The 15943-nt window shown below is 65.2% G+C and carries 12 protein-coding genes; 4 read left to right on the forward strand and 8 right to left on the reverse strand.

All coding sequences use genetic code 11. The annotated features are described in order from the left end of the window. Window positions 1-341 precede the first annotated feature (341 nt). From ACZK3J_RS18465 to ACZK3J_RS18475, 3 genes are all read right to left on the reverse strand, one after another. Window positions 342-1619, reverse strand: coding sequence for a citrate synthase (locus ACZK3J_RS18465; RefSeq protein ID WP_032127838.1), 1278 nt, complete (start codon window positions 1617-1619; stop codon window positions 342-344). A gap of 296 nt (window positions 1620-1915) precedes the next feature. Continuing rightward, the gene (locus ACZK3J_RS18470) at window positions 1916-2158 is read right to left on the reverse strand and encodes a type B 50S ribosomal protein L31 (RefSeq protein ID WP_032127837.1); all 243 of its coding nucleotides are present in this window, start codon (window positions 2156-2158) and stop codon (window positions 1916-1918) included. An 88-nt stretch (window positions 2159-2246) separates the two neighbouring features. Next, on the reverse strand, window positions 2247-3185 hold the full coding sequence (locus ACZK3J_RS18475) for a nucleoside hydrolase (protein WP_032127836.1): 939 nt from the start codon (window positions 3183-3185) through the stop codon (window positions 2247-2249). A gap of 225 nt (window positions 3186-3410) precedes the next feature. Here ACZK3J_RS18475 and ACZK3J_RS18480 point away from each other — a divergent pair, with 225 nt between their 5' ends. Then, a complete protein-coding gene (locus ACZK3J_RS18480; protein WP_065427838.1) occupies window positions 3411-4739 on the forward strand; it encodes a Fic family protein in 1329 nt (442 codons plus the stop codon). Between the two features lie 144 nt (window positions 4740-4883). Here ACZK3J_RS18480 and recG read toward each other — a convergent pair whose 3' ends face one another. The 5 genes from recG to gmk all read right to left on the reverse strand — a co-directional run bounded on the left by recG (window position 4884) and on the right by gmk (window position 10911). Next, entirely contained in the window at window positions 4884-6995 is a 2112-nt protein-coding gene (gene recG / locus ACZK3J_RS18485) for an ATP-dependent DNA helicase RecG (RefSeq protein ID WP_134951129.1), read from the reverse strand. A 7-nt stretch (window positions 6996-7002) separates the two neighbouring features. Further along, a complete protein-coding gene (locus ACZK3J_RS18490) occupies window positions 7003-7389 on the reverse strand; it encodes a RidA family protein (RefSeq protein WP_049461736.1) in 387 nt (128 codons plus the stop codon). Between the two features lie 177 nt (window positions 7390-7566). Beyond that, window positions 7567-9729, reverse strand: a complete 2163-nt coding sequence (locus ACZK3J_RS18495; RefSeq protein ID WP_478476151.1) for a RelA/SpoT family protein — start codon at window positions 9727-9729, stop codon at window positions 7567-7569. 106 nt (window positions 9730-9835) lie between these two features. Beyond that, a complete protein-coding gene (gene rpoZ, locus ACZK3J_RS18500; protein ID WP_005410877.1) occupies window positions 9836-10135 on the reverse strand; it encodes a DNA-directed RNA polymerase subunit omega in 300 nt (99 codons plus the stop codon). Window positions 10136-10245: 110 nt separating this feature from the next. Further along, entirely contained in the window at window positions 10246-10911 is a 666-nt protein-coding gene (gmk, locus tag ACZK3J_RS18505) for a guanylate kinase (RefSeq protein WP_014038334.1), read from the reverse strand. A gap of 290 nt (window positions 10912-11201) precedes the next feature. Between gmk and fdnG the strand changes: the two genes are divergently transcribed. From fdnG to ACZK3J_RS18520, 3 genes are read left to right on the forward strand one after another with little or no spacing between them, the layout of a single operon-like run. Next, window positions 11202-14270 (forward strand): formate dehydrogenase-N subunit alpha, encoded by a 3069-nt coding sequence (gene fdnG / locus ACZK3J_RS18510; RefSeq protein WP_478476152.1) that lies wholly within the window; start codon window positions 11202-11204, stop codon window positions 14268-14270. 10 nt (window positions 14271-14280) lie between these two features. After that, the gene (gene fdxH, locus ACZK3J_RS18515; RefSeq protein ID WP_012481154.1) at window positions 14281-15198 is read left to right on the forward strand and encodes a formate dehydrogenase subunit beta; all 918 of its coding nucleotides are present in this window, start codon (window positions 14281-14283) and stop codon (window positions 15196-15198) included. Further along, window positions 15195-15842 (forward strand): formate dehydrogenase subunit gamma, encoded by a 648-nt coding sequence (locus ACZK3J_RS18520; RefSeq protein ID WP_049461733.1) that lies wholly within the window; start codon window positions 15195-15197, stop codon window positions 15840-15842. Before fdxH ends, ACZK3J_RS18520 begins: the two co-directional genes overlap by 4 nt. Window positions 15843-15943: the final 101 nt, after the last annotated feature.

Here is a 15943-nt window from a genome sequence, read left to right on the forward strand (position 1 = left end):
GGACGCTCCGGATCAGATGCTGCGGGTGCAGCTGGCGTCCTGAGGCTGCGCGAGCGCTTGTGAAGCTGGCGAGACCCTTGAATCACGCGGTCTTGGCGCGGTGAAGAGCGTGCCAACCAAGGTTGGCACCTACCAAAAAGCGGGAACGCGGTAGATCCATGCCATGCGTGGATGGGGAAGCGTGCCAACCAAGGGCGAGGACAAAGTAGATCCACGCCATGCGTGGATGATTTTTCACGAGTGTCGAAAGCGTGCCAACCAAGGTTGGCAGCTACCAGAGCCGAAGCAAAAAAAAACGCCCCGCGGATGCGGGGCGTTCTCGGCACAATCTACGCGGGCGATCAGCCCTGGTAGTCGCGCACGTCGCTGCCGGTGTAGACCTGGCGCGGACGGCCGATCTTCATTTCCGGATCAACCTGCTGTTCCAGCCAATGCGAGACCCAGCCGGAGGTACGGCCCAGGGCGAACATGACGGTGAACATCTCGGTCGGGATCTGCAGCGCCTTGTAGATGATGCCGCTGTAGAAATCGACGTTCGGGTACAGCTTGCGGGCAACGAAGTACTCGTCCTGCAGCGCGGCCTGTTCCAGCTTCACGGCCACGTCCAGCAGCGGATCCTGCACGCCCAGCTGCTTGAGCACCTTGCTGGTCATCTCGCCGATGACCTTGGCGCGCGGATCGAAGTTCTTGTAGACGCGGTGGCCGAAGCCCATCAGGCGGAAGCCGGAGGTCTTGTCCTTGGCCTTGACCACGGCGGACTCGACGTTGTCGGCGCTGCCGATCTCTTCCAGCATCTTCAGCACGGCTTCGTTGGCACCGCCGTGGGCCGGACCCCACAGCGCGGTGACGCCAGCGGCAACCGACGCGTACGGGTTGGCACCGGTCGAGCCGACCAGGCGCACGGTCGAGGTCGAGGCGTTCTGCTCGTGGTCGGCGTGCAGGATGAACAGCAGGTCCAGCGCCTTGACCACGTCCGGGTTCAGATCGTACTGGCCATCAGCCGACTCGAAGGTCTGCTTCAGGAAGCGGCTGACGTAGTCCAGCGAGGTGTCCGGCTTGTTGGCCGGCAGGCCCTTGCCGTGGCGGTAGATCAGCGCCGACAGGGTCGGCACCTTGGCGATCAGGCGCACAGCGGCCTGGCGGCGCTGTTCGGCGTCGGACAGGTCCAGCGAGGCGTGGTAGATGCCCGACAGCTGCGCGATGGCGGCGGTCAGGATGGCCATCGGATGTGCATCCTTGGCGAAGCTGCCGATCAGGGTGTTGATCGACTCATCGACGTTGGCTTCAGCCGCCAGCTCGTCGGTGAAGGCCTTCAGCTGCTCGGCGCTCGGGCGCTCGCCGTTGATCAGCAGGTAGGCCACTTCGACGTAGCTCGACTTTTCCGACAGCTGTTCGATCGGGTAGCCGCGGTACAGCAGCACGCCCTTGTCGCCGTCGATGTAGGTGATGGCGGACTTGCAGCTGGCCGTCGCGGTGAAGCCGGAATCGTAGGTGAAATACCCCGTTTCCTTGGTCAGCTTCGCGATGTCGACGCAGTCGTTGCCAAGGGTGGGTTTGATGACGGGCAGAACGACCGACTTATCGCCGGCGTTGAGCGTGACCTGATCAAGATCGGACACTGTGTGCGCTCCTTCATGGGAAGGCGCCTGCCCAAGCGCATTGGTCAGGCACGTGAATGACGTCCTCGGCCTGTGCCGGGGATCACGCCATTATCGCACAGCAGCATTTGCCCGGCGCTAGACAGAAGTCGTATACGACAGGCGGCCAGACGCCGGCCGTTGAGCGGCCCGGATCGGCAAAAGCGTTGTCATCCGAACGCAGTGTTCCGTCCATCCAAACGCCCGTTGGGTTGGCGTTGGGGAAAAACAAACGGCCGCGCAGAGCGCGGCCGTCGGTTCGAAGCTGGATCGACAGATCAGCGCGCGTAGCGCTTCTGGAACTTGTCGATACGGCCCGAGGTGTCGATGACCTTGTGCTTGCCCGTGTAGAACGGGTGCGAAGCAGAGGAAATTTCAACCTTGACCAGCGGGTATTCGTTGCCGTCTTCCCACTTGATGGTTTCCTTCGTCGCCATGGTCGAGCGGGTCAGGATCTTGAAATCGGAGGTGACGTCATGGAAGACGACGTCGCGGTAGTTCGGATGGATATCGGCCTTCATGGGCTCACACCGTAAATGGGCTGGTGGTCAAGAGCGGCATTATAAGCACCGGTTGCCGCTCGGGGCAACCGGTGCGGGTCAACAGACTTCAGTCCGCGCCCAGGGCCTGGCGCACCAGGGCCTCGAAACGCTGCTGGTCGTAGGCCATCAGCAGATCGCAGTTGTCCGGCTGGCCGGTCTGGCGGTTCCAGTCGACGATGGTGGCGCCGCGGCTGAACGTACCGTTCAGCTCCACGTTCAGCGGCCGCGATTCGACCTGCAGCTGCCCTTCCGGGTTCAGCGCCCAGGCCATGGCGACCGCATCGGCGGTATACCAGCGGCCACCCTTGCTGTCCTCGGACAGGCCACGGGTCTTGCGCGAGATCAGCTCGTAGAAACGGGCGCGATCGGAATCAGCCTGCAGCCACTTTTCAGCATCCTGCAGCGGCAGGCCATGGGCAACGGTGGCCTCCCAGTCCGACACCAGCAGGTGCTTGAACGAAGTGAACACCACGTGCGCCGCTTCCGGATCGAACGCGATGTTGAATTCGGCCGCCGGGGTGATGTTGCCGTGGCAGGTGACCGCACCGCCCATCACCACGATGCGCTTGATGCGCTCGGGAAGGGTCGGGTCCAGCTTCAGTGCCAGGGCCAGGTTGGTCAGCGGGCCAAGCATCACCAGCATCAGTTCACCGGCGTGCTCGTGCGACAGGCGCAGGATGGCCAGTGCGGCGTGCTCGGCTTCAGCCTGGCGGCTCGGCGGCGGCAGGTCCACGTCGCCGTAGCCGTCACGGCCATGCACGTGGGCGGCGTCAACGGAGGGATGCAGCAGGGGATCCGGGCTGCCGGCAAACACCGGTACGTCGGCGCGGCCGACGATGTCGCAGAGCTTGAGGGCGTTGCGGACGGTGTACTGCAGGCCGACATTGCCGGCGGCGATGGTCAGGGCGACCACGTCATGCCGTTCATCGGCAAAGGCCATCAGCAGGGCCAGGGCGTCGTCCACACCGGGGTCGGTGTCGATCAACAGGGGGATCTTGTGGGTCATCGTTGCCGTCTTCAGATCGGCAACGAAGTGTGGACCGGGATGATGACCGTTGCAATACCGGTCTGCCCCGGCGGCAAAGATGTAGTGGAGAGGGTTGGATCCGTTGCCCCCACCAACGCCCCCGCCCAACGCACTCACGAACATGAACAGATTCTAGTTCGGGTCGCTTGGAGCGCCCAACATCATTTGCTATAAAAAGTGTTGAACATTTTATAGAAAACAACCATGAAGCTGCCCGCGCCAGCTCCCGATCTGGCAACCCTCACCCGGAAGTACATGGAGACCCTCGGTACCATCCTGGACGCCCGGATCGGGCCCGAGGTGAACGGCGCCTATGAGCACTGGGACAAAGTCCGCCACAGAGCGCCACCGGCGGGCCTGAACGCGGAGCAGTGGTGGCTGGGCATCACGTGGACGCGCGCAGCATTGCTGAAGCCGCTACCGCTGTTGCTGGACAAGACGCAGCAACCCTTCAAGCTGGCACTTACCGATTCAATGCAGCGGCACCTGCACTACATTGATCGGGAGGCCGCAGGCTCGGTGAAGGGTGTGGATGCTGCCAGCGGCCAAGGACGGTTCCTGATCCGCTCGCTGATCGAGGAAGCGATGACCTCATCGCAGCTGGAGGGCGCCTCGACCACGCGGGCGGTGGCAAAGGAAATGCTGAGCACAGGCCGTGCGCCGCGCGACCAGTCCGAGCGCATGATCTACAACAACTACGTGGCAATGAACGTGATCCGCGAGCGCGGCATACGCCCGATCACTCCCGGCGAGATTCTGGAGCTGCACAGCATCCTCACCGACGGCACGCTGGAGCTTCCAACCGACAGCGGGCGTTTCAGAACCGCCGAAGACAACGTTGCGATCTTCGATCGCGGCTCACCACCTACGCTGCTGCACATCCCTCCTCCGGCCGAGGAAGTGCCCGCACGGATCGAGCGGCTGTGCACGTTCATCAATGAGGAAAGCACACCGTTCATCCATCCTGTCGCCAAAGCCATCGCACTGCATTTCCAGATTGGCTATGACCATCCTTTCGTGGATGGCAATGGCCGTACGGCACGCGCACTGTTCTACTGGGCGATGATGAATGCCGGATATTGGATGACCGAGTACTTCTCCATTTCCAGCGTGTTGAAGAAGTCCCCAGGCAAGTACATGCGGGCCTACCTCTACACCGAAAGCGACAACCGGGATCTTGGCTACTTCGTGGCGCAACAACTGGAGGCGATTGAGCAATCGATCCAGGGTTTGCATGCCTACATCGCCAGGAAGCATGCGGAGGATCAGGCAGCGCGACGCGTGCTGCGAACCGCCCGGCTTGGCGGTGTGCCTCTCAATCATCGTCAGCGCGCGTTGCTGGCCAACGCGCTGAAGGATCCTGACCGGACCTACACCGTCGCCAGCCACCAGGCGGCACACACCATTACCTATCCGACCGCGTTGAAGGATCTGAACGGATTGGTGGCTTCCGGGCTTGTCAGCAAAGAGCGCGTCGGGAAGGCGTCCGAGTATCTCGTGCTACCCGGTCTGTCGGAACGTTTGGCGCTGTAGATCTACGCCATGCGGGGATGACGGGAAGGTGATCGAAAGCGCTGTCTGTAGAGTCGAGCCATGCTCGACTCACGCGCGCGGCGCGCAGTAGATCCACGCCATGCGTGGATGTGTGGACCAGGGTCCACACCCACCAATGCGGCATTACGCCGAGGCGTAACGCACGGCGGTGCCGATCCAGCGTTGCACCACGCGATCGGCCAGCGCGGGTTGCTGGTCCAGCAGGCGCTCGGCCAGGTCATGCACGCCGGGCAGCAGGCCGGCATCGCGCGCAAGATCGGCGATGCGGAAGCCAGCCAGGCCGGTCTGGCGGGTACCGAGCAGTTCACCGGGGCCACGCAGCTCCAGATCCTTCTCGGCGATGACGAACCCATCATTGGTTTCGCGCATGGTCTGCAGGCGCTCGCGCGCCATCTGCGAAAGCGGCGCCTGGTACAGCAGCACGCAACGCGATACCGCTGAACCACGACCGACGCGGCCGCGCAGCTGGTGCAGCTGGGCCAGGCCGAGGCGCTCGGCATTCTCGATCACCATCAGCGAAGCGTTCGGTACGTCCACGCCCACTTCGATGACCGTGGTCGCCACCAGCAGGTCGATCTCACCGGCCTTGAACGCCACCATCGTCGCCAGCTTCTCGGCGGCCTTCAGACGGCCATGCACCAGCCCCACGCGCACGCCCGGCAGCAGCGCCTGCAGCGATTCGTAGGTGGCCTGCGCCGGGGTGGCGTCGAGCTCTTCGCTTTCCTCGATGAGCGTGCACACCCAGTACACCTGCCGCCCTTCCTGGCAGGCCAGCGCGATCCGCTCGATCAGCTCGGGACGACGATCGTTGTTGAGTGCGACGGTCTGCACCGGCGTGCGGCCCGGCGGCAGTTCGTCAATGGCCGACACATCCAGATCCGCGTATTCGGACATCGCCAGCGTGCGTGGAATCGGCGTGGCAGTCATCACCAGCTGGTGCGGCACGCTGTTGCCGCCCGCGCCCTTGTCGCGCAGGGCCAGCCGCTGGTGCACGCCGAAGCGGTGCTGTTCGTCGACGATGGCCAGGGCCAAATCCTGGAATACCACCGCCTCCTGCATCAGCGCGTGGGTGCCGACCACCACCTGCGCCTCGCCGTTGGCGACCTGCTCCATCACCTTGGCGCGCGCCTTGCCGGTGACCTTGCCGGCCAGCCAGGCGATGCGCACGCCCAGCGGTTCCAGCCAGCCGCGCAGGTTGTTGAGATGCTGCTCGGCCAGCAGCTCGGTGGGCGCTGCCAATGCGACCTGCTTACCCTGCTCGACCGCCAGCATCGCCGCCAGCGCGGCGACCACGGTCTTGCCGGAGCCGACGTCGCCCTGCACAAGCCGCAGCATCGGGCTGGGCCGCGCGAGGTCTTCGCGGATCTGCTTGAACACGCGCGCCTGGGCGCCGGTCAGCGCGAACGGCAGCTGCTTCAGCAGCGCCTTGGCCAGCTTGCCGGGACCGGCCAGCGGCGGCGCATGGTGCGCCTGCAAGGCAATACGCTGGCGGCGCAGGCTGAGGTGATGGGCCAGCAGCTCTTCCATTGCCAGACGACGCTGCGCCGGATGGGTGCCTGCGGCCAGCGCGGCTAGATCGGCATCCGGCGGCGGCCGGTGCACGGTCAGCAGCGCGCTGCGCAGTGACGGCAGGCCGAGGCCATCCAGCCAGCCGCTGGGCAGCAGTTCCAGCGTGCTTTCCTCGGGCAGGCGGTCCAGCGCCTGGCCGATCAGCTTGCGCATGGTCATCGGGCCAACGCCTTCCACGGTGGGATACACCGGGTCGAGGCGGTCGCCGAGTTCGGGATCGTCATTGCGGCCCAGCACCTGGTAGCTGGGGTGGACGATTTCCAGGCCGAGGTGGCCGGGTTTGGGCGTGCCGAAGCAGCGCAGCCGGTTGCCGACCGCGAACTGGCCGACCTGCTGCTGGCGGAAGTGGAAGAAGCGCAGCACCAGGGTGCCCTGCCCTTCGTCTTCCACCGCCACTTTCAGCATCGGCCGGTAGCGCATGCCGCGCTCGACCGCGACCACCCGCCCTTCCACCTGCGCCGGTACGCCGTTGCGCAGGTCTTCGATGCGGGTCAGCCGGGTCCGGTCTTCATAGCGCAGCGGCAGATGAAGCCAGAGATCCTGCAGGGTGGCCAGGCCATGCGCCTGCAGTTTGGCGGCCACGGCCGGACCGACGCCGGCGAGCATCGCCAGGGATGCTTCGCCGGACGGTGACAGGACCGGGGTGACCGCCGCCTTGCGTGCCACGTGGCGGTCAGTCGATGACCATCACCGCGTCGACCTCGAAGTTGGCGCCCTTCGGCAGGCCGGAAACTTCGATGGTGGAACGGGCCGGGTACGGGGCCTGGAAGTAGTCCTGCATGACCGCATTGACCTTGGCGAACTCGCCCAGGTCGGTCAGGTACAGGCCCAGGCGCACGACCTTGTCCAGCGAGCCGCCAGCGGCTTCGGCCACGGCCTTGAGGTTGTCGAAGGCGCGGCGGGCCTGCGCTTCGACGTCACCGGCGCCGACGACGTCGCCGGTAGCCGGGTCGAGCGGGATCTGGCCGGAGAAGTACACGGTGTTGCCGGCGCGCACGGCCTGCGAGTACGGGCCGATGGCGGCGGGAGCCTTTTCGGTGTTGATGATCTGGCGGGACATGGGTCGCTCCGGTGCTTGGGGGAAAACAGAGCGGTGATTGTACCGGGTGGGGGCGCATCCACGCATGGCGTGGATCTACCGCGCCGCTTCGGTAGTGCCGGCCGCTGGCCGGCAAACCCATGAACGTCGGAAGCACCGCGAAGTTGCCGGCCAGCGGCCGGCACTACCGGGTTCGCATTACTGGCGGCGTACCGACTGCACGACCGACAGGCGGCGCAGGCGGCGCATCACTTCGGCCAGATGGTTGCGGTCGCGCACCTGGATGTTGAACGCCAGCACGGCGGCGTTGAAATCACGGTCCAGGTAGTCCACGCGCTCGATGTTGGAATGGCTCTGCGCGATGGCGGCGGCCAGCTGCGCCAGCACGCCGGTGCCGTTCTCCACTTCCACCACCAGCGAGGTGTCGTAGTCGCCGGAAACAGTGGTGTCCCAGCCGATCGGCACCCAGCGCTCGGGCGACTTGCGCAGCTCGGCCAGGTTCGGGCAGTCCATGCGGTGCACCACGATGCCCTTGCCGGCGGTGTGGTAGCCCATGATCTCGTCGCCGGGAATCGGCTGGCAGCAGCCCGCGAAGGTGACCACGCCGCGCTCGCTGCCGTTGATCAGGATCTTTTCCTGCGAGTGGTGGCGCGAATGCGGGCCGCCACGCAGTTCGGCGTAGGCCATCAGCGCCTGTGCAGCCTGCGTCGGCATCCAGTTGCCCAGTGCGACCTCGGCCAGCAGCGCCTCCAGGCGCGGGAAGCGGTGCTCGGCGAGGAACGCATCCAGGCGCCCCTTCGGCAGCCGCTCCAACGAGGAATCCATCGCTTCCAGCGCACGGTCCAGCATGCGGTGGCCGAGCTGCACGGCGTCTTCGTGTTCCAGCTGCTTGAGCTGGTGGCGGATGGCGGTGCGCGCCTTGCTGGTAACCACGAATTCCAGCCACTGCGGTTTCGGCGTGGCCGAGCGTGCGGTGATGATCTCCACCGACTGGCCCGACACCAGCTTGGTGCGCAACGGCACCAGCTTCTTGTCCACGCGCGAGGCCACGGCCATGTTGCCGACGTCGGTATGCACGGCGTAGGCGAAGTCCAGCGCGGTGGAATTGCGCGGCAGGGCCAGGATCTTGCCCTTCGGGGTGAACAGGTAGACCTCGTCCGGGAACAGGTCGACCTTGACGTTGTCGAGGAACTCCAGCGAGGAACCGGCGGCACGCTGCGAGTCGATCAGTTCAACGATCCAGGCGTGTGCGCGGCTCTGCGCGCTGTTCGGTGAATCGCCGCCGAACTTGTAGGTCCAGTGCGCGGCCACGCCACGTTCGGCGATCAGGTCCATCTCTTCGGTGCGGATCTGCACTTCGATGGGCGAACCATACGGCCCGAACAGCACCGTATGCAGCGACTGGTAACCGTTGGCCTTGGGAATGGCGATGAAATCGCGGAAACGCCCATCCAGCGGCTTGAACGTGGCATGCACCGAACCCAGCGCGTGGTAGCAGCTGGGCACGCTGCGCACCACCAGGCGGAAGCCGAACACGTCCATCACCTGGTCGAAGGTTTTGTTCTCGTCGCGCATCTTGTTGTAGATGCTCCACGGGGTCTTGATGCGGCTGACCAGGCGGTGCTCGATGCCTTCCTTCGCCAACCGCTGCGACAGCTGCACTTCCACCTGCGCCAGCGCTTCACGGCGGACCACCGGCTGGCTGCGGATGTGCTTTTCCAGGATCGCGTGGCGCCACGGATACAGCGCCTTGAAGCCGAGGTTCTGCAGCTCGCTCTTGAACAGGCTCATGCCCAGGCGCTGGGCGATGGGCGCATAGATCTCCAGCGTCTCGCGGGCGATGCGGCCGCGCGCTTCGCGGCTCTGCGCGCCCAGCGTGCGCATGTTGTGCAGGCGGTCGGCCAGCTTGATCATGATCACGCGCAGGTCGCGCGACATCGCCAGCAGCATCTTGCGGAAGCTCTCGGCGGCCGCTTCCTGGCGGTCGCGGAACTTCAGCTTGTCCAGCTTGGTCACGCCGTCGACCAGTTCGGCCACGGCTTCGCCGAACTCGGCAGCCAGCGCCTCACGGGTCAGCGGGGTGTCTTCGATGGTGTCGTGCAGGATCGCGGCGATCAGCGCTTCCACGTCCAGGCCCAGCTCGGCCAGCACCTGTGCCACGGCCACCGGATGGGTGATATAGGGCTCGCCCGACTTGCGCGTCTGCCCGGCGTGTGCGGCGGCTCCGACTTCCCAGGCACGGCGCAACAGCGGCAGCTGTTCCGGCGGCAGGTAATGGGCGGCGCGTTCAAGCTGGAGGACGTAGTCGGGTACGGCGGCAGCGGGGGCTGCGGCGACCTTGGCAGTGGGGCCTGGGTTCATGCCCGAAGCCTATTCCAGCGCGACGTTTACGGCAAATCCTGAATGCGAAACAGCCCGCACGGGGCGGGCTGTTCGGCACATCCAACGATTGCGTTGATCGATGCGATCAATCGTCGTTCTTGGACATGTCTTCGTCGGCGACCACTTCCGCGGCAGCCCACTCCAGCGCTTCGCGCTCGGCGCGCTCACGCTCGGCCTTCTCGACTTCGTCGATCAGCGCGTTGTCGATCTTGCGGGCGGCGATTTCGCGCAGCGCCAGCACGGTCGGCTTGTCCTCGGTCTCGCTGTTGTCCAGCGTGGCCTGCACGCCGTTGGCGAGCTGGCGGGCACGCTTGGAAGCCATCATGACCAGTTCGAAACGGTTGTTAACGACTTCCAGGCAATCTTCTACGGTGATGCGGGCCATACGGGCTCCCGGCGACCGGTCGGCCGCTCAGTCGAATGAGGGAAAGGGGACGGAGTGTACTGGCAGGGGCTGGACAAAATCAAGCCAACCCCTACCCGATTCTTTTGGAATCAGTCAGTTGCGCCCGGATCGGGGGTCAACAAGGCTTGGATCAGGCCTGCGTGGCGGACCTTCTGGGCCTCCCGGCGCAGGCGGCTGGCGGTGAAGATGGCGCACAGCTCGTCCACGGCGGTGTCGAACACCTCGTTGACGATGACGTAGTCGAACTCGTTGAAGTGCAGCATCTCGTCACGGGCTGCGCCCAGGCGCTGGGCGATGACCGCCTCGCTGTCCTGGCCGCGCTTGCGCATGCGGTCCTGCAGGGCCTGCTTGGACGGCGGCAGGATGAACACGGTGACCGTGCCCGGCACCAGCTGGCGTACCTGCTGCGCGCCCTGCCAGTCGATTTCCAGCAGCACGTCCTGGCCGGCGGCGAGCTGCGGCTCCACCGACTGGCGGGCGGTGCCCTTCCAGTCGCCGTGCACCCAGGCATGCTCGAAGAAGTCGCCGGCGGCGATCATTTCCTCGAACTTCTCCGCAGAGACGAAATGGTAGTGCTGACCATTCACTTCACCCGGGCGCATCGCGCGCGAGGTGAAGGAGATCGACAGGGCGATCTGCGGGTCACGCGCCAGGGTGGCATTGACGATGCTGCTCTTGCCGGCGCCGGAAGGGGCGGCAACGATGTACAGCGTGCCGCGCGCAACGGCGTCCGACGGCTTCGACGGGGCGCTCATGCGGGGGATCCAACGGGTTGATTTCGCAAAATTTTTCCTCGGTGTTCCAGATCCGGCGCGGAGGATCGCGCCAGGACGGCGGGGGCTGCGCGGAACATCCTGGAACCAGGCCCGGCAGACGCTTCCCCGGGGGGCGGGCACGCAACTTTACCAGAGCGGCCGCGTTGCGCGCCCGTCCGGCAGGCGCGGGGCCTTGTGCCACATGGGCATCCGGGGGCCTGTGCTATAACCGGGCCGTACCCAACGACAGCCCGGAGGCCTGCGCCTCCCCGCCATCCCAGGAGAACGGCATGCCATCGATGAGCCGCCGCCAGTTCCTGAAAGTGACCGGGACAACCCTGGTCGGCTCCAGTCTGGCACTGATGGGCTTCGCGCCCGGCATCGCGCTCGCGGAGGTCAGGCAGTACAAGCTGACCCGCGCGACCGAGACCCGCAACACCTGTACGTACTGTTCGGTGGCCTGCGGCATCCTGATGTACAGCCTCGGCGACGGTGCCAAGAATGCCGAGCCGAGCATCTTCCATATCGAGGGCGACCCGGACCACCCGGTCAACCGCGGCACGCTGTGCCCGAAGGGTGCCGGCCTGGCCGACATCATCCACAGCAAGTCGCGCCTGCTCTACCCCGAGTACCGGGCGCCGGGCTCGAACGAGTGGAAGCGGCTGAGCTGGGACGATGCGCTGGACCGCATCGCGCGGCTGATGAAGGAAGACCGCGATGCCAACTTCGTGCAGAAGAACGAGGCCGGGCAGACGGTCAACCGCTGGCTGACCACCGGCATGCTCGCCGCCTCGGCCACCAGCAATGAAACCGCGGTGCTGACCCACAAGGTCGTGCGCTCCCTTGGCATGTTGGCATTCGACAACCAGGCACGTGTCTGACACGGCCCGACGGTGGCAGGTCTTGCCCCGACGCTAGGCCGTGGTGCGATGACGAATCACTGGGTCGACATCAAGAATGCCGACCTGATCCTGATCATGGGTGGCAATGCCGCCGAGGCACACCCGTGCGGGTTCAAATGGGTGACCGAGGCCAAGGCACACAACAAGGCCCGGCTGATCGTGGTCGATCCGCGCTTCAACCGCTCGGCCGCAGTGGCCGACGTGTACGCGCCGATCCGTACCGGCACCGACATCGTGTTCCTGGGCGGCCTGATCAACTACCTGTTGACCGAGGACCGCATCCAGCACGAGTACGTGCTGAACTACACCGACATGTCGTTCCTGGTGAAGGACGAATTCGCCTTCAAGGACGGCCTGTATTCGGGCTACAACGAAGAGAAGCGCGGCTACGACCGCTCCAGCTGGGACTACGCGTACGGTGACGATGGCTTCGTGCGCAGCGACCCGACGCTGAAGGACCCGCGCTGCGTCTACACCCTGCTCAAGCAGCACTACGCGCGCTACACCGTGGAGATGGTCGAACGCATCTGCGGCACGCCCGCCGACAGCATCCGCCAAGTGTGGGAGATGATCGCGTCCACCGCCGGCAAGGACAAGGCGATGACCATCCTGTACGCGCTGGGCTGGACGCAGCACTCGGTGGGTGCGCAGAACGTGCGCGCCGGCACCATGGTGCAGCTGCTGCTGGGCAACATCGGCGTGGCCGGTGGTGGCATGAACGCCTTGCGCGGGCATTCCAACATCCAGGGCCTGACCGACATCGGCCTGATGTCCGACCTGCTGCCCGGCTACCTGACGCTGCCGAAACAGGACGAGCAGGACTACGACGCCTACATCGCCAAGCGCACGCAGAAGCCGCTGCGCGCCAACCAGATGTCGTTCTGGCAGAACTACCCGAAGTTCCACGTCAGCCTGATGAAGTCGTGGTGGGGCGACGCCGCCACCCCCGACAACAACTGGTGCTTCGACCACCTGCCCAAGCTCGACAAGCCGTACGACATGCTGCAGGCGTACGAGCTGATGAACGAGGGCAAGATCCACGGCTACATCTGCCAGGGCTTCAACCCGCTGGCCTCGGCGCCGAACAAGGGCAAGCTGATCAGTGCGTTCTCCAAGCTGAAATTCATGGTCAGCATGGATCCGCTGGAAACCGAGACCATCGCCTTCTGGCAGAACCATGGCGCACTGAACGACGTCGACCCGAGCACGATCCAGACCGAAGTATTCCGCCTGCCGACCACCTCCTTCGCCGAGGAGAACGGCGCGGTGGTGAACTCCTCGCGCTGGCTGCAGTGGCACTGGAAGGGGGCCAATCCGCCGGGCGAAGCGCGCAGCGACATCGAGATCATGTCCGAGCTGTTCCATCGCATCAAGGCGATGTACGAGAAGGACGGTGGCGCGTGGTGGGAGCCGGTGCGCGACCTGGCCTGGAAGTACTCCAACCCGGAACTGCCGACGCCGGAAGAACTGGCGATGGAATACAACGGCAAGGCATTGGCCGATGTGTTCGATCCAAAGGACCCGACCAAGCTGGTGCGCAAGGCCGGCGAGCAGCTGGCCGCATTCGGCGACCTGCGCGACGACGGCAGCACGTCCTCCGGCTGCTGGATCTACATCGGCGCCTGGGGCCCGACCGGCAACATGATGGCGCGGCGTGACAACAGCGACCCCACCGGCATCGGCAACACGCTGGGCTGGGCCTGGGCGTGGCCGGCCAACCGCCGCGTGATGTACAACCGCGCCTCGTGCGACGTGGCCGGCAAACCGTTCGATCCGCGCCGCACGCTGCTGGCATGGAACGGCAAGAACTGGGGCAGCGTGGACGTGCCGGACTTCAAGGCGGACGAAGATCCCGCCGGCGGCATGGGCCCGTTCATCATGAACCCGGAAGGCATCGCGCGCTTCTTCGCCAAGGCCGGCATGGCCGAGGGCCCGTTCCCGGAGCACTACGAACCGTTCGATACCCCGCTGCGCAGCAATCCGCTCAGCCCGGGGCAGGCACTGACGCTGAACAACCCGGCGGCACGCGTGTTCGCCAGCGATCGCGCACAGATCGGTTCGCCGGACGAGTTCCCGCATGTGGCCACCACCTATCGCCTGACCGAGCATTTCCACTTCTGGACCAAGCACGGCAAGCTCAACGCCATCATCCAGCCCGAGCAGTTCGTTGAGATCGGCGCGGCGTTGGCCGACGAGCTGGGCATCAACAACGGCAGCCGCGTGCGGGTCAGTTCCAAGCGCGGGCACATCGAAGCGGTGGCAATGGTGACCAAGCGCATCAAGGCCCTGCAGATTGATGGCAGAACTGTGCACCAGGTGGGCGTGCCGATCCACTGGGGCTTCCTGGGTGCGGCCAAGCCCGGATACATCGCCAATACGCTGACCAACGCCATCGGTGACGGCAATTCGCAGACGCCCGAATCGAAGTGCATCCTGGTCAAGGTCGAGAAGGTGTAGGAGACACGCCATGTCACTGCAATCCCTGGACATCATCCGCCGCTCGGCCACCACCACACCCTCGCCGGAGGCGCGTGGCGCACACACCGGCCAGGTCGCCAAGCTGATCGATGTGAGCAAGTGCATCGGCTGCAAGGCCTGCCAGGTCGCCTGCATGGAGTGGAACGACCTGCGCGACGAGGTCGGCAGCTGCGTCGGCAGCTATGACAACCCGCCCGACCTGAGCGAACAGTCGTGGACGGTGATGAAGTTCCGCGAGTACGAGGACGAGAAGGGCAAGCTGGAGTGGCTGATCCGCAAGGAAGGCTGCATGCACTGCAGCGACCCGGGCTGCCTGAAGGCCTGCCCGTCGCCGGGCGCGATCATCCAGTACGCCAACGGCATCGTCGACTTCCAGGAAGAGAACTGCATCGGCTGCGGCTACTGCGTGACCGGCTGCCCGTTCGATGTGCCACGCATTTCCAAGAAGGACCACAAGGCCTACAAGTGCACGCTGTGTTCGGACCGGGTGGCGGTGGGCCAGGAACCGGCGTGCGTGAAGACCTGCCCAACCGGCGCGATCACCTTCGGCAGCAAGCAGGCGATGACCGAGCATGCCGCCGGCCGCGTGGAGGACCTGAAATCGCGTGGCTACGAGAACGCCGGCCTGTACGACCCGCAGGGTGTGGGCGGCACCCACGTGATGTACGTGCTGCAGCACGTGGACAAGCCGGAGCTCTACGCCGATCTGCCCAAGGACCCGCGTATCAGCCCGATGGTGGAGGTCTGGAAGGGCGTCGCCAAGCCGCTGGGCGTGCTTGCGATTGCCGCCACCGCCTTCGCCGGCTTCCTGCACTACATCGGCATCGGCCGCAACACGGTCAATGACGAGGAAGAAGAGGAAGCCGAGCACGAGGCGAAGAAGATCGAAGAGGAGCAGCGGCCATGAAGTACGCCCCGCACCCGCGGCAGATCATCCGCTACCGCGCGCCGACCCGCATCAATCACTGGATTGTGGCGATCTGCTTCGTATTGACCGCGCTGTCCGGGCTGGCATTGTTCCACCCTGCCCTGTTCCCGCTGACCCAGTTGTTTGGCGGTGGGCCATGGACGCGCATCCTGCACCCGTTCATCGGCCTGGCCATGGTGGTGGGCTTTGCGCTGCTGGCGTTCCGCATGTGGCGCGACAATCTGCCGACCGCCGACGATGGCAAGTGGATGCGCGGCATGCGCGATGTACTGCGCAACGAGGATGAGAAGCTGCCGCCGGTGGGCCGCTTCAATGCCGGCCAGAAACTGCTGTTCTGGGCGATCATTGGTTGCCTGTCGGCACTGCTGCTGACCGGCTTCGTGATCTGGCGGCAGTACTTCAGCCACTTCTTCCCGATCGGGCTGATCCGCTTCTCGGTGCTCGCCCATGCGTTGTTCGGCTGGGTGCTGGTGTGCGCGATCGTGGTGCACATCTATGCGGCGATCTGGATCAAGGGTTCGGTGCGGGCGATGACCCAGGGCAAGGTGACCTACGGGTGGGCGTACAAGCATCACCGGCAGTGGTTCCGGGACATCCTGCGCGGACGGCGGGAAGAGGGGTAGCGGCAGGGCCTGCGGCCCTGCACCCGCTGGATCAACGTCAACATCAACGTCAAGAGCGGGTTTCCTGAGGAATGGCGGGGCGGGTCCGGTCGCCCTCGACA

It is taken from the genome of Stenotrophomonas sp. 86428_Sma (assembly GCF_056481585.1).